Genomic DNA, 13,661 nt, shown 5'->3' on the forward strand with positions numbered 1-13,661 from the left:
GGAGAGAATCTCCCCCGTCATTGCGAGGAGCCCGCAGGGCGACGAAGCAATCCAGGGGGAATGGGCGCCATCCTCGTCACCAACGGAGAGACACCCGCGCATGGCCCCTGGATTGCTTCGTCGCTGCGCTCCTCGCAAGGACGGGGAGAAGGGCGGGATACGGCTCCTCCGGACTTTTCGCGAGGCGCGTGAGCGCCTCCGTTTCCCTTGCCGGTTCGGCCCGCAATCGCTACATAGCCGGCAAATCCCCATCCCACGCGGCGCAGAACGGAAGGGCCCCATGGCTTCCTACCAGTACGTCTACCATATGCAGGGCCTCTCCAAGACCTATCCGGGCGGAAAGAAGGTCCTCGACAACGTCCACCTGTCCTTCTACCCGACGGCCAAGATCGGCGTGCTTGGCGTCAACGGCGCGGGCAAGTCGACGCTGCTGCGCATCATGGCCGGCATCGACAAGGAGTACACGGGCGAGGGCTGGGTGCAGGAGGGCGCGCGCGTCGGCTACCTGCCGCAGGAGCCGCAGCTCGACGCCTCAAAGAGCGTCCGCGAGAACGTGATGGAAGGCGTGGCCCCGCAGAAGGCCATCCTCGACCGCTACAACGAACTCGCCATGAACTACTCGGACGAGACCGCGGACGAGATGATGAAGCTGCAGGACGAGATCGAGGCCAAGGGCCTCTGGGATCTCGACTCCAAGGTCGACCAGGCCATGGACGCCCTGCGCTGCCCGCCGGACGACGCCGACGTGTCCAAGCTCTCGGGCGGCGAGCGCCGCCGCGTGGCGCTGTGCCAGCTGCTCCTGTCGCAGCCCGAGCTGCTGCTGCTGGACGAGCCCACCAACCATCTTGACGCCGAGTCGATCGCCTGGCTGGAAGGCCACCTGCGCGAGTATCCGGGCGCGATCCTGATCGTTACCCACGACCGCTACTTCCTGGACAACGTCACGGGCTGGATCCTCGAGCTCGACCGCGGCCGCGGCATCCCGTACGAGGGCAACTACTCGTCCTGGCTGGAGCAGAAGCAAAAGCGGCTGCAGCAGGAGGGCCGCGAGGAAGAGGCGCGCCAGCGCGCGCTGGAGCGCGAGCGCGAGTGGATTCAGGCATCGCCGAAGGCGCGCCAGACCAAGAGCAAGGCCCGCATCCAGCGCTACGAGGACCTGGTCGCGAAGCAGAACGACAAGGCCCCCACCACGGCGCAGATCATCATCCCGGTAGCCGAGCGGCTCGGCAACAACGTCATCGACTTCGACGGCCTGTCGAAGGGCTATGGCGACCGGCTGCTGATCGACGGCCTGACCTTCAAGCTGCCGCCGGGCGGCATCGTGGGCATCATCGGCCCGAACGGCGCGGGCAAGACCACGCTGTTCCGCATGATCACCGGGCAGGAAAAGCCGGACGGCGGCTCCATTACGGTCGGCGAGAGCGTGAAGCTCGGCTATGTCGACCAGTCGCGCGACGCGCTGGACGACAAGAAGACCGTCTGGGAGGAGATATCCGGCGGCAACGACGTGATCTATCTCGGCAAGCGGGAGTTCAACTCGCGCGCCTATTGCGCGGCGTTCAACTTCAAGGGCGGCGACCAGCAGAAGAAGGTGGGCATGCTCTCGGGCGGCGAGCGCAACCGCGTCCACCTCGCCAAGATGCTGAAGAGCGGCGCCAACGTGTTGCTGCTCGACGAGCCGACCAACGACCTCGACGTCGACACGCTGCGGGCGCTGGAGGAGGCCCTGGAAGACTTCGCGGGCTGCGCCGTGGTGATCAGCCACGATCGCTTCTTCCTGGACCGCATCGCCACCCACATCCTGGCCTTCGAGGGGGAGAGCCACGTGGAGTGGTTCGAGGGCAACTTCCAGGACTACGAGGAGGACAAGAAGCGCCGCCTCGGCATCGACTCCACGATCCCGCACCGGATCAAGTACAAGAAGTTCACGCGCTGAGCCTGGCGGCCGCCCCTCGGGGCGGCCGTTCCGTTTCCGGTCGAACAGGCCAGCGCCTTTGACTTTGACGGGGGACGCGGCGTATCTGGCTGAGGAAACGCAGCGAGGTGTTCGTGTCCGTTTCCGAAATCCCCTCCCAGGCTCCAGCCCGCTTCGACATCGCGCGTTCGCCCGAGCACGCCGTCGACCGCTTGGAGCAGCTCTACGACGCGGCCACCGGCGCGCTGCGGGACGCCCTGGAGCGCTACCTGGAGACGGGACACCCCCCGACCCCGGAGGAGCGCCTCAAGTTCCGCTACCCGGCGCTGCGGCTCATCTACGAGCCCGAAGGGGTGCCGGCCACGAACCGGCGGGCTTTCGCCAAGTTCCCGGCGCCGGGCGTCTACGCCACCACCATCACCCAGCCCCGGGCCTACCGGACCTACCTCCTCGAGCAGCTGCGGCCGCTGGCGACCGAGTTCGGGGCCATCATCGAGGTCGGCGTGGGCGACCAGGAGATCCCATACCCCTACGTGTTCGAGCGCGGCGACGAGCTCGGGCGGGGAGGGGTCACCGCGGCCGAGCTGGCGCGCTTCTTCCCGACGCCGCTGCTCTCTTCCGTGGGCGACGAGATCGCCGACGGGCAGTTCGAGATCCGCGAAGGCGAGCCGCGGCCGCTCTCCCTGTTCGACGCCGTCCGGGTGGACTACTCGCTGCGGCGGCTCGTGCACTACACGGGCTCCGACTGGCGTGGGATCCAGCCGTGGATCCTGCTCACGAACTACCATCGCTACGTGGATCAGTTCGTGCGCTGGGGCGTGGAGCGGCTCGCCTCGGGCGAGGGGCCGCATGACTCGCTCATCCTGCCCGGCGGCGGCGTGATCCGGCCCGGTATGCCGCAGGCCGAGGTCGACGCCCTGGTGGCGGAAGCGCCTTGGCACCGGTTCCAGATGCCGGCCTACCACCTCACCGCGCCGGGCAAGCTCGGCGTCACGCTGGTCAATATCGGCGTCGGCCCTTCCAACGCCAAGAACATCACCGACCACCTGGCTGTGCTGCGGCCGCACGCCTGGCTGATGGTGGGGCACTGCGGGGGCTTGCGGCAGAGCCAGGTGATCGGCGACTACGTGCTGGCCCACGGCTACCTGAGGCAGGACCGCATCCTGGACTCGCTGGTGCCGACCGACGTGCCCATCCCGGCGCTCGCCGAGGTGCAGGTCGCCCTGCAGGAGGCCGCGGCCCAAGTGACCGGCGACCGGGGCGAGGCGCTGAAGCGGCGGTTGCGCACCGGCACCGTGGTGACCAACGACGACCGGAACTGGGAGCTGCGCTGGACCCAGGAGCGCCGGCGCATCAACCTGTCGCGCGCCATCGCGGTCGACATGGAGAGCGGCACCATCGCGGCCCAGGGCTTCCGGCTGCGCGTGCCCTACGGCACGCTGCTGTGCGTCTCGGACAAGCCGCTTCACGGGGAGATCAAGCTCCCGGGCGCGGCGAACGCCTTCTACGAGCGCGCCATCGGGGAGCACCTCAACATCGGCATCGCGGCGCTGGACCTGCTCAAGCGGCAGAAGGAGCAGCTGCATTCGCGCAAGCTGCGCAGCTTCGACGAGCCCCCGTTCAGGTAGGCTCGCGCGAACCCTGCCCCTGACGTCTCCTCACCAGCGAACCGGGACCATGCCTGTCAGCCTCTCCATCGAAGAACTCGCCGCCGGCTTTCCCGCCTTTCGGGCCGCCATGCTGGTGGCGGAGAATCTCTCCATCCCGGCCGAGCGGCCGCCGGAGCTCGCGGCGCTCGTCGCGGACCGGGAGGCGACGTGCCGCGCGGCCTGGGGCGGGACGGAGCTCTCCGCCATCCCGGGCGTGGCGGCGTGGCGGGCGGCCTACAAGGCGTTCGGCATCAAGCGGACCAGCTATCGCTGCTCGGTGGAGCGGCTGGTGAAGAACGTGCTCGCCGAGCGCGAGCTGCCGCGCATCAACGCCTTCGTGGACGCCTACAACGCCGTGTCGCTGGCGCATGCGCTGTGCGTGGGGGCGGACGACCTCGACAAGATCGCGCCGCCGCTGGCGTTCAGGTTCTCGCGGCCGGAGGACACGTTCCTGGATATGGCGGCGGAGCCCGGCGAGGATCCGAACGATCCGCCGAAGCCGGGCGAGGTGGTGTTCGCCGACATCAGGCACGTGCTGTGCCGGCGGTGGAACTGGCGCCAGGACGCCCGGAGCATCATCACGCCGGCCACCCGGCGGGCGGTGGTGACGCTGCAGTCGAACGGCGTCGGCAGCGTCGAGGACGCCGCGGCGGACCTGGCGGCCTTGCTCGAGCGGTTCTGCGGGGCGACCTGCCGCGTGGCGGTCGTGGAGGCGTCGCGGCTGGTCGCTGAGGTGTGAGGCCGAGACACTGCGCTGAAGGCGACCGTCTCCCGCCTAAACCCGACCAAACGCTTGCCAAGATAGGGTTGCCGACATAAAGATATCTTTATGTCGAACTCAGGTCCGCCACCCGCCACCCCTGTCCGCCTGGACGACCTCGTAGGCTTCCTGCGCGCCGCAGGCGAGGACACCCGGCTGCGCGTGCTGGCCCTGCTGGCCGACGGGGAGCTCAACGTCTCCGACCTGACCGACATCCTGGCGCAGTCGCAGCCGCGGATATCGCGCCACCTCAAGCTGATGGTCGAGGCCGGGCTGATCGAGCGCAATCGCGAGGGGGCCTGGGCGTTCTTCCGCATCGCTGGCCGCACCGCGGCGGGCGCCCTGGCCCGGTCGCTGGTGGAGCGGCTGGACCCGACGGATCCGGTGATCGCGGCCGACAAGGCGCGGCTCGCTGCGGTGAGGGGCGCCCGAGGCGAGGCGGCGCAGGCGTATTTCAACAGGCACGCGGTGGAGTGGGACCGGATCAGGTCCCTCCATGTGTCCGACGCGGAGGTCGAAGCGGCGGTGCTGGCGGCGGTCGGCGACAAGCCGATCCGGTCGCTGCTGGACCTGGGGACCGGAACCGGCCGCATGCTGGCGCTGCTGGCCCCGAAGGCGGCGCGCGCTGTCGGCGTGGACAGCAACCACGCCATGCTGGCCGTGGCGCGGGCCAACATGGAACTGGCGGGCGTCCGCGGCGTCGAACTGCGCCAGGGCGACATCTATGCGCCGCCGGTCGAGCGCGGGGCGTTCGACGTCGTGGTCGTGCACCAGGTGCTGCACTTCTTGGAGGACCCGCCGCGCGCGCTGCGGGAAGCCGCAGCCACGCTGTCCCCCGGCGGGCGGCTCATCGTGGTGGACTTCGCGCCGCACGGGCTCGAGTTCCTGCGCGAGGCGCACGCCCATCGCCGGCTGGGCTTCGCCCGCGAGCAGATCGAGGGCTGGCTCGCCGAGGCCGGGCTCGAGCCGGCGAGCTATCGCGAACTCGCCGCGCCTGGGAGCGCGCCGGATCGCCTGACCGTGTCGTTGTGGGTGGGTCGCGACCGCAGGGTCGTCACCGACCTGCCGCCCCGCTCCAACCAGGAGGTCGCGTAATGTCGCGCTCCCCCGTCCGCGTCAGCCGCCGCTGCGGCAAGCGCCCTATCCGCGTCTCGTTCGAGTTCTTCCCGCCCAAGACCGACGAGGCCGAGGAGGCGCTGTGGGATTCGATCCACCGGCTGGCGCCGCTCGGGCCAGACTTCGTGTCCGTGACCTACGGGGCGGGCGGCAGCACGCGGGAGCGGACCCAGTCCACCGTAACGCGGCTCGTGCGTGAAACAGCGCTCCAGCCCGCGGCGCATCTCACCTGCGTGGGGGCGAGCCGGGACGAGGTGGACGCCGTGGTGCGCGACTACGCCGCGGCCGGGGTGAACCATATCGTGGCCCTGCGCGGCGACCCGCCGGGGGGTGTGGGGGCTGCCTATGCGCCGCATCCGCAGGGCTACCAGTCCACGGCCGACCTGGTGCGCGGCATCCGGGACGTCGCGCCATTCGACGTTTTTGTCTCGGCCTATCCCGAGAAACATCCCGAGAGCCCCTCGCTGGACCACGATCTCGACGTCTTGCAGGCGAAGGTGGACGCAGGGGCGACGCGCGCCATCACGCAGTTCTTCTTCGACAACGACGTGTATTTCCGCTTCCTGGACAAGGTGCGGGCGCGGGGCATCGATATCCCGATCGTGCCGGGCGTCGTGCCAGTGCAGAATTTCAAGCAGACGGCCGGCTTTGCGGCGCGGTGCGGGGCGAGCGTGCCGAACTGGCTGGCGGAGCGGTTCGAAGGGCTGGAGAACGACCCCGCCACGCGCCGGCTGATCGCGGCGGCTGTGGCGGCGGAGCAAGTCATCGACCTGCTGGACCGCGGCGTGCGGGACTTCCACTTCTACACGATGAACCGGGCGGACCTCGTCTACGCCATCTGCCACTTGCTGGGCATGCGGCCGCAGGCGGCGGAGGAGGGCGCGGAAGCGGGCGAGGACGCCTCGGCGTCGTTGCCGCTGGCGGCGAACGGGTGAGCAAGCGTCATGGCCGGGCTTGGCCCGGCCATTCGCGCGTGGACCCCAGGCGTGGATCCCCGGGACAAGCCCCGGGGATGACGGCGTGGGATGCAACCTTCAAGCTCCTCGGCTGCGGCGGAAGCGCTCGTAGACGTCGTAGTCGCCCGTCCGCTCGGAGTTGAGGAAGGCCCGGAAGGCGGCGACCTCGTCGTTGAGCTTCTGCCGGTCGGCCTCGATGCGGGCCCACTCCTCGCGGATGTGGGCGTCGAACGCTGCGTTACCGGTCGGGGCCGGGCCGGCGCTCGCGAAGCCGGAGCCCGATACCGAACTGAACACGCCCTCGAAAGCCCGCTGAAGGCGTTCGAAGCCGGTCTGGAGCGCCTGGCCGAGGTCCTGCGGAGCAGGCTGGCGATCGTTCCAGATTTTCCAGGCCAGCACGGCGAAGCCGAGAGGCCAGTAGATCGCGAAGGCGATCACCAGCGCGATGATGTCGACAGGCTTCCAGCGCCAGCAGAAACCGCCGTTGGTCTGGTCGGGGATGGGGTTCACGTGCGCCTCCTCGCGAACGGGATCGAGGCATCGGCCTCGACGAGGGGCGCAAATGGGGAACGATTGCGGCGCCTGCAAGGGCCCTGGTTCAAGCCGACGCAGCGCTTGGCTGGGGGCGTGAGCGGATCAGGTCGCGCAGGGTCGTGATGGTGGACGCGTCCGCGATCCCGTCCACGAGGGCGGGGCGGAAATGGCGCTGGAAAGCCGCCACCACGGCCTCGGTGCGCGGGTCGTAGACGCCGCTGATCTCGAGGCCGTAGCCATACATGGCGAACATGGCCTGCAGGGCCTGAATGGGCTGGCCCTCGTCGCCGGGCCCAAAGGAGCGGCCGTCGCCGAGCGGGGCAGGCGGCGTCCAGTGGCCGAGCCCCGCCCGGTGCAGGCGCTCCCACGGGAATTTCTCGCCAGGATCGATCTTGCGCCCGGGCGCCACGTCCGAATGGGCGAGCACCCGGTCGGCGGGCATGCGCCAGCGGGACACGATGTCCAGGCCGAGCTTCGTGACGGCGTCGATCTGCGGCTCCGGGAAATCCGGGTAGCCTCCGTCCGGGCCTGGGTTCACGACCTCGACGCCGATGGAAGCGGAGTTGACGTCCGTATCGCCGGCCCAGCTGGACACCCCCGCGTGCCAGGCCCGGGCGGCTTCCGAAACCATCTGGAAGATACGGCCATCCTCCAGGACGACGTAGTGGCAGGAAACTTCGGCGAGGGGATCCGCCAGGCGCTGCAGGGCCGAGGCGGCGTCGGGCATGCCGGTGTAGTGGATCAGCAGGATGTCTGGCCTGCGGCCGCCCTTGCGCTCGCCCTGGTTGGGCGTGGGGATCACCTTGAGGGCGAGGGGGCTGTCGGGCGTGAGGACGGCGGGCATGTGGTCTCGGCTTTAGCGGAGGCCGCGTTCGGCGCGGACCTTCTCCCACGCGGCGTTGATGACCGCCAGCCGCTCCGTGGCGATCTTCACGGCTGCGGGCGGCAGGCCGAGGGCGATCTGCCGGTCGGGGTGGTTGTCGGCCACGAGCTTGCGGTAGTGGCGCCGCAGGGCCTCGTCGTCCCAATCGCGGGAGGCGCCAAGGACGAGGTAGGGGTCGTCCGGCAGCCGGACGTGTCGTGCGGCGATGCGCCGCCAGTCGGCGTCGGCGAAGCCGAAGATCCGGGCGACCTCAGCGAGATAGCGCAGCTCCGCCTCATGGATGGCGTGGTCGGCCTTGGCGATGTGGAACAGGCCGTCCAGCACGTCCTCCAGCAACGCAGGCTCCTCGCGGAACTGCTCCGTGATCTGGGCGGCGTAGGCCTCGAACCCGGCGGAGGTTTGTTTCGCGAGATCGAACAGGCGGGTCACGTTGGCGACCTCGGATTCCGGCACGGACACGACCTGCCGGAAGGCGGCGATCTCGTCGTTGGTCACGACGCCGTCCGCCTTGGCCATCTTGGCCGAGAGGGCGATGAGGCCGGTGGTGAAGACGACCTGCCTGTCCTCGCCGAAAAGGCCGCTGTCGAAGACCAAGTGGCCCGCAAGGGCGCCCAGCAGCGCCCCGATCGGTCCCCCGACCGCGAAGCCCACGCCAGCGCCGCCGAGCTTGCCCCACATCGCACCAGATCCCTTCTTCAACGAAAACGCCGGCCCCGAGGCCGGCGTTCGAGAGGCTGTCCGACCCGGGGCCCTTAGTACACCACCTCGCGGCAGACGCGACGGCCGTAGTAGCGGCTGTAATAGCACTGAACCTCCGGCGGGGGAGGGGGCGGGGGCGTTGTGGCCGCCCCGATGATCGCGCCGCCCGCGGCGCCAATGAGGCCTCCAGCCACGGCTCCGCCCGCCTTGCCGGTCGCGAGACCGCCGATCACCGCGCCAGCCGTCGCGCCCATGGCGCCGCCGACGAGCGCGCGATCGCCCTCAGGCGTGGCGCAGCCCGCCAAGGTGATGGCGATGACCGGAATGACCAAAAATTTTTTCATGGCGCCCTCAAATCCAGGGAGACCCGCTTCCACGGGCCCCGGATCATAGCCGCGCTCAAGCTGCGCGCAACGTTTTGGGGACGAATCAGGCGGGCCTCGCCAGCACCGCGGAATGCTTGCCGACAACTTGAGGCGCAAGTCCTTCGGAGGCGGCAACAAGTCGTCACAAAACACAAAGGTTGAATTTCTATTTCGCCGGTTCTTCGTGGCGCATCACGAGCTTAGCCTCATGTAGGGGTAGTAACAAACCCAGGGAGCTCGGCCACATCTTGGCCGCATTCCGCCCTACCCTGAGGCTCGTTCTACGAAGGGGCTCGTGGATGACGTTTCTGCGAAAGGATCCACCATGATCAACAGCGCGAAGCTGCCGATGTTCGGCGCGAGCTTGGCCATGGCTGTCCTGGCGCTTTCTCCCGTCGAGGCTGCCAGCCGGACGGCGAAGCGTTCCGTGGCGACCGCGAGCCAGGAACCCACCGGATCCTCGGACCAGCGCAGCGCTGAGCAGGAACGCACCCCGGGAACGGTTGTTCCCGAAAAAGCCGCGTCGGCCGAACAGTCCGCCCCCAAGTCGCTCGCGGAAGCCCTCTTCGGGTCGGCCCAGTCCAAGGGCGAGGACCAGGCGGCGCTGAAGGCGCGCCGCATCAAGGCCGGCATCATCGCCATCGGCGAGAACCAGGACGGGTCGCGGAAGTCGGCCCATGGCAAGGCGGTCGCAGCGAAGGCCAAGGCCGGCGCGATCGAGACGGCTTCGGCCGCCGACGTCCTGACTGTCGCGGCCGCCCCCGAAGCGGGTTCGGTCCGCGCGCTCATCGCCCAGCATGCGGCGCGCAACGGCATTCCGCCGGCGCTCGCCGACGCCGTGGTTCGCGTGGAGAGCCGCTACAATGCGGCGGCCCGCAACGGCGTGAACCTCGGGCTCACCCAGATCAGCCTCTCCACCGCGCGAGCGATGGGGTATTCGGGCGCGGCCGCCGGCCTGCTCGATGCGGACACGAACTTGCGTTACGGCATGCTCTATCTCGCCCAGGCCTACCGCCTTTCCGGCGGCGACACCTGCCGCACCATCCTGAAGTACCAGGCTGGTCACCGCGCCACCTCCATGACGGGGGCTGCGCGCTCCTACTGCGCCAAGGTCAAGACGACGGTCGCAGCCAACTAACCCTCCATTCAGCTCCGGACCGCCGGTCTCACCATGCCGGGCGCTTGAAGCGTCCGCGGGAGCGACGGTCCGCGACGGCCCGATCCTCGACGGGAGCGCCAGAGCGCGCGCCCCCGGAGTGTCCTTCTGCGCCGCAGGGGACGGGGACCGCGGCCACCCCATGGGCGCCGCGTCGGCGCCCGCCGGCGAGAAAGGCTGCGGGCCTGCCGGTCCTTGTTCCCCAACCGGAGTACACGATGAAAAAGACGATCGCGGCGGCCTGCCTGGCCGCCACTGTCGCCACGGTTGCGTCCACGAGCGCGATGGCCAGGATGGACGAGGGTTCAAGCCCGCACGCCGTGCTGATGCAGGAAGCCTCCAAGGCCGACGCCGCCAGGACCGAGGCGGCCCTGGGGCAAGTCGAGACGGGCGCCCTCCGGCGCCATTCATCCCACCATGTCCGTCACTCTCGGCGTCATCATCGCCACGGCGGGCATCACGCGCGGGTCTCCGCGGTGGAGACCGGCAGCGTCGCCGAGCAGGCCGCCTCCGCGGCTGCCGAGCAGCAGCCCGTCCGGGGCAAGGCGCTCGGCTATGCGTCCCAGGCGAGGGGCGGGCTCAAGGACCTGATCGCGAAGCACGCGGCCGCCAACGGCGTTCCATTCGCGCTGGCCGATGCGGTGGTGCGGATCGAGAGCCGATACAACCCGGGCGCGTCCAACGGCGGCGCCGTGGGCCTCATGCAGATCAAGCCGCAGACCGCCCGCGGGCTGGGCTATTCGGGCGGGGCCGCCGGGCTCAAGAACCCCGAGACGAACCTGACCTACGGCATGAAGTACCTGGCCCAGGCCTACCGCATGTCGGGCGGCTCCACCTGCGCGACCGTGATGCGCTACCAGAGCGGCCATTACGCCCGCCGCGCCAGCGCGGCCAATCGCGCCTATTGCGGCAAGGCCCAGTCGATCATGGCCAGCGCGAGCTGATCGCACGAAGGCGGCGCGCATCCCTTGACCGCGCCGCCCCGGGCCCCCATACCACGCTCGCCAGTCGGCCGGACGGCCGCTCTCCGCGAGGAGGGAGGAAAGTCCGGGCTCCATCGAGACACGGCGCCGGATAACGTCCGGCGGGGGTGACCCCAGGGATAGCGCCACAGAAAGCAAACCGCCTCGGCTCCGGCCGGGGTCAGGGTGAAAGGGTGCGGTAAGAGCGCACCGCGCGACCGGCAACGGGAGCGGCATGGCAAGCCCCGCCGGGAGCAAAACCGAATAGGGGCGACGGCGGTGGGCGACCACCGCGGGGGCGTCTCGAGCCCTTGTCGTCCGGGTTGGTTGCTTGAGGCGGTCGGCGACGACCGTCCCAGAGGAATGGCCGTCACGTCGCGACGCGCAAGCGCCGCGGCCCTACAGAACCCGGCTTACAGGCCGGCTGGCATCATCTTCCAGGAGGCTCCGTCGCCCCGCATCGGCCCGCTCAGGCGGCCCAGCGGGACGCGAAGGCGCGCGGCGCGCTCGTGCTGGTGCGGAAGGTCGCGACCAGCTGGTTCAGCGCGCCGATGAGGCTCGCCAGCGTCTCCGAGGCGGCGGCGCTCTGCTCGGCGAGCGCGGCGTTCTGCTCCGTGGAGCCGTCCACGTGGGCCACGGCGGCGCCCATCTCCTCGATGCCGCGGCTCTGGCGAGCGGCGGCTTCCGAGATCTCCTGCACCGTCGCGGAGACCTTGTGGGAGGCCGCGACGATGCGGCCGAGCGCGTCGCCGGTGGAGCGGACGAGGCGCACGCCCTCGGTGATCTGGGCGCCGGAGGACGCAATCAGCCCAGTGATGTCCTTGGCGGCGTTGCTGGAGCGCTGCGCCAGGGTGCGCACCTCGGCGGCCACGACGGCAAATCCCTTGCCTGCCTCGCCGGCCCGGGCGGCCTCCACGGCGGCGTTGAGCGCCAGCAGGTTCGTCTGGAAGGCGATCTCGTCGATCACGGTGGTGATGTCCGATATGCGGGCCGAGGCCTCCTCGATGCGGGCCATGGCGCTCACGGCGTCGTTCACGATCGCGCCGCCGTCGTCGGCCACCTTCATGGCCTCGTTGGCCAGCGCGGCCGCGCGCCGGGAAGCGTCGGCGCTCTCGCGGACCGAGCCGGTCAATGTCTCGCAGGTCGCGGCCGTGCGGGCGAGGTCGGTCGCCTGCTCCTCCGTGCGGCGGGCCAGATCGTCCGCGCCGCTCTTGATCTGGGTGGCGGCCGTGGAGACGTCCACAGCCGTGGACTGGATCGTGGCGACGCTCGCCGCGAGATGATCGACGGTCTGGTTGAAGGCGTCCTTGAGCTCCTCCAGCCGGCCCCGCTGATGCGTCTCGATCCGCCGGGTGAGGTCGCCGCGGGAGAGCGCCACGAGGGCCTCGGCCAGCTCGCGGGTGGCCGTGTCGACGACTTCGCTGGTCTCGTTCATGGCCTTGGCCAGGTCGAGCAGGAACCCGGTCTTGCCCTCGAGCGCGATGCGGCTGGAAAAGTCTCCCGAGGCGGTTGCGGCCGCCAGCGCGGCGACTTCCTTCTGGGCGGCGAGTTCGGCGGTGACGTCCCGCCATTCCAGCATGTGGCCGGTCAGCGCGCCGTCCACGCGGATCGGCGTGGCGCGCACGTCCACCCGGTAGGAGCCGCACGCGTAATCCGTCGGTCGGTCCTGCCGCGCGTCGGAGATGCGGCGGAAACGTGGGTTGTCGAGAAGCGCGGAGGCCCGCTGGCCCACCATGCGCTCCAAAGAGAAGCCGGGATCGCCGGCGCGCAGATCCGGCGCCAGCCGTTCGAGGTAGGCGACCAGCGCGCGGCTCACGAAGCGTACGACGCCGTCGGGGTCCGTGATCATCAGCATCGCCGGGGAGTTGTCGACGGCCGACAGCGTCGTCGCGGTCTCGGTGGCCGCGGCCACGCTTTCCTGGAGCAGGGCGTCGGCGCGGCCGAACAGGGACTTCAGGGTCAGGGTGAGCCAGATGAGGATGGCGGCTTCGCCGAGCGCCACGCCGGCGTGGATGAGGACCTTGATCGCAAGTCCCTCCCCGGCGGGGAAGAGATATGCGGGAGCGAGAAGGGCTCCCACGACGTAGTAGAGAGCGGCAGCGGCGCCTGCCGCAGCCACGGTGATCGGGCACGCGAAGGCGGCCAGGACGGCGAAGCCCGAGAAGAAATAGATGTGGCCGTCGCCCTGCCAGGGCCCGGCAGCCCGGGCCACCATCGCGGCCACCAGCGCCACCACCGAGAGTCCTATCAGGAGGCGAGGACCCAACTCGTCGCCGCGTCGCGCCACCGCCGCCGCCGCGAGGGCGAGCGCCGCCATGGGAAGCTCGACGGCCCACCCCAGCGTCCCGTGCCACCAGCCCACCATCAGGAGCAGGGGAAGGTTCAGGACCAGGGCTCCAGCCAGGAGCAGCCCGGTGCGCCTGCGCAGCACGGCGAGAGGATGAATGGTGTCCACGGAGAGAAGCCTCACTCCTGAGCTTCGCGATTAGCCAAGGTCTGGCAGCAATTTCCCAACGTTTGGTTGAGGCATGCCCAATTTGGCGCCGATCCACGCGAAAGACGGGGCCCGGTCCGAAAGCGGCTCCATGGGACGGCATGGGCGGTGTGTTCAACCCGCCTTTCAACCCTTCGTTAACGTTACCGCACCGTAATGCCCCATGCGGAGC

General features: G+C 69.8%; 12 protein-coding genes and 1 other RNA gene. 8 read left to right on the top strand and 5 right to left on the bottom strand.

Annotated features, from left to right (window positions below; genetic code table 11):
• The first annotated feature begins 280 nt into the window (after positions 1–280).
• The 5 genes from ettA (at position 281) to metF (ending at position 6,375) form a co-directional block, all read left to right on the top strand.
• Positions 281–1,936 (top strand): energy-dependent translational throttle protein EttA, encoded by a 1,656-nt coding sequence (gene ettA, locus SLNSH_RS09580; RefSeq protein WP_106336500.1) that lies wholly within the window; start codon positions 281–283, stop codon positions 1,934–1,936.
• Between the two features lie 128 nt (positions 1,937–2,064).
• Complete coding sequence (locus SLNSH_RS09585) at positions 2,065–3,543, top strand: AMP nucleosidase (protein ID WP_106336796.1); 1,479 nt, start codon at positions 2,065–2,067, stop codon at positions 3,541–3,543.
• 49 nt (positions 3,544–3,592) lie between these two features.
• The gene (locus SLNSH_RS09590; RefSeq protein WP_106336502.1) at positions 3,593–4,303 is read left to right on the top strand and encodes a B3/B4 domain-containing protein; all 711 of its coding nucleotides are present in this window, start codon (positions 3,593–3,595) and stop codon (positions 4,301–4,303) included.
• A 90-nt stretch (positions 4,304–4,393) separates the two neighbouring features.
• The gene (locus tag SLNSH_RS09595) at positions 4,394–5,419 is read left to right on the top strand and encodes an ArsR/SmtB family transcription factor (RefSeq protein WP_106336503.1); all 1,026 of its coding nucleotides are present in this window, start codon (positions 4,394–4,396) and stop codon (positions 5,417–5,419) included.
• Positions 5,419–6,375, top strand: coding sequence for a methylenetetrahydrofolate reductase [NAD(P)H] (gene metF / locus SLNSH_RS09600; RefSeq protein WP_106336505.1), 957 nt, complete (start codon positions 5,419–5,421; stop codon positions 6,373–6,375). Before SLNSH_RS09595 ends, metF begins: the two co-directional genes overlap by 1 nt.
• A 99-nt stretch (positions 6,376–6,474) precedes the next feature.
• Here metF and SLNSH_RS09605 read toward each other — a convergent pair whose 3' ends face one another.
• The 4 genes from SLNSH_RS09605 to SLNSH_RS09620 form a co-directional block, all read right to left on the bottom strand.
• Positions 6,475–6,906 (bottom strand): DUF2852 domain-containing protein, encoded by a 432-nt coding sequence (locus SLNSH_RS09605; protein ID WP_158266730.1) that lies wholly within the window; start codon positions 6,904–6,906, stop codon positions 6,475–6,477.
• 88 nt (positions 6,907–6,994) lie between these two features.
• Positions 6,995–7,774 carry an N-acetylmuramoyl-L-alanine amidase gene (locus SLNSH_RS09610; protein WP_106336508.1) on the bottom strand — a complete coding sequence of 260 codons (780 nt, stop codon included), beginning with the start codon at positions 7,772–7,774 and terminating at the stop codon, positions 6,995–6,997.
• 12 nt (positions 7,775–7,786) lie between these two features.
• Complete coding sequence (locus SLNSH_RS09615; RefSeq protein ID WP_106336510.1) at positions 7,787–8,491, bottom strand: TerB family tellurite resistance protein; 705 nt, start codon at positions 8,489–8,491, stop codon at positions 7,787–7,789.
• Positions 8,492–8,565: 74 nt separating this feature from the next.
• Complete coding sequence (locus tag SLNSH_RS09620) at positions 8,566–8,856, bottom strand: glycine zipper domain-containing protein (RefSeq protein ID WP_106336512.1); 291 nt, start codon at positions 8,854–8,856, stop codon at positions 8,566–8,568.
• A 346-nt stretch (positions 8,857–9,202) separates the two neighbouring features.
• Between SLNSH_RS09620 and SLNSH_RS09625 the strand changes: the two genes are divergently transcribed.
• The 3 genes from SLNSH_RS09625 to rnpB all read left to right on the top strand — a co-directional run bounded on the left by SLNSH_RS09625 (position 9,203) and on the right by rnpB (position 11,427).
• Positions 9,203–10,015, top strand: coding sequence for a lytic transglycosylase domain-containing protein (locus SLNSH_RS09625; RefSeq protein WP_106336513.1), 813 nt, complete (start codon positions 9,203–9,205; stop codon positions 10,013–10,015).
• Between the two features lie 236 nt (positions 10,016–10,251).
• Positions 10,252–10,977, top strand: coding sequence for a lytic transglycosylase domain-containing protein (locus SLNSH_RS09630; RefSeq protein WP_245422199.1), 726 nt, complete (start codon positions 10,252–10,254; stop codon positions 10,975–10,977).
• Positions 10,978–11,037: 60 nt separating this feature from the next.
• An RNA gene (gene rnpB / locus SLNSH_RS09635) (RNase P RNA component class A) lies at positions 11,038–11,427 on the top strand.
• A gap of 37 nt (positions 11,428–11,464) precedes the next feature.
• Here the strand turns inward: rnpB and SLNSH_RS09640 are convergent.
• Positions 11,465–13,465, bottom strand: a complete 2,001-nt coding sequence (locus tag SLNSH_RS09640; RefSeq protein WP_146140237.1) for a methyl-accepting chemotaxis protein — start codon at positions 13,463–13,465, stop codon at positions 11,465–11,467.
• Positions 13,466–13,661: the final 196 nt, after the last annotated feature.

The sequence above is a fragment of the Alsobacter soli genome, from assembly GCF_003004785.1.
GTDB classification, from domain to species: domain Bacteria; phylum Pseudomonadota; class Alphaproteobacteria; order Rhizobiales; family Beijerinckiaceae; genus Alsobacter; species Alsobacter soli.

Bases quoted from the DNA above. Each gene is read 5' to 3' on its own strand.
- ettA (WP_106336500.1), top strand. From the start codon at position 281: ATGGCTTCCTACCAGTACGTCTACCATATGCAGGGCCTCTCCAAGACC.
- SLNSH_RS09590 (WP_106336502.1), top strand. From the start codon at position 3,593: ATGCCTGTCAGCCTCTCCATCGAAGAACTCGCCGCCGGCTTTCCCGCC.
- SLNSH_RS09595 (WP_106336503.1), top strand. From the start codon at position 4,394: ATGTCGAACTCAGGTCCGCCACCCGCCACCCCTGTCCGCCTGGACGAC.
- metF (WP_106336505.1), top strand. From the start codon at position 5,419: ATGTCGCGCTCCCCCGTCCGCGTCAGCCGCCGCTGCGGCAAGCGCCCT.
- SLNSH_RS09610 (WP_106336508.1), bottom strand. From the start codon at position 7,774: ATGCCCGCCGTCCTCACGCCCGACAGCCCCCTCGCCCTCAAGGTGATC.
- SLNSH_RS09615 (WP_106336510.1), bottom strand. From the start codon at position 8,491: ATGTGGGGCAAGCTCGGCGGCGCTGGCGTGGGCTTCGCGGTCGGGGGA.
- SLNSH_RS09620 (WP_106336512.1), bottom strand. From the start codon at position 8,856: ATGAAAAAATTTTTGGTCATTCCGGTCATCGCCATCACCTTGGCGGGC.
- SLNSH_RS09625 (WP_106336513.1), top strand. From the start codon at position 9,203: ATGATCAACAGCGCGAAGCTGCCGATGTTCGGCGCGAGCTTGGCCATG.
- SLNSH_RS09630 (WP_245422199.1), top strand. From the start codon at position 10,252: ATGAAAAAGACGATCGCGGCGGCCTGCCTGGCCGCCACTGTCGCCACG.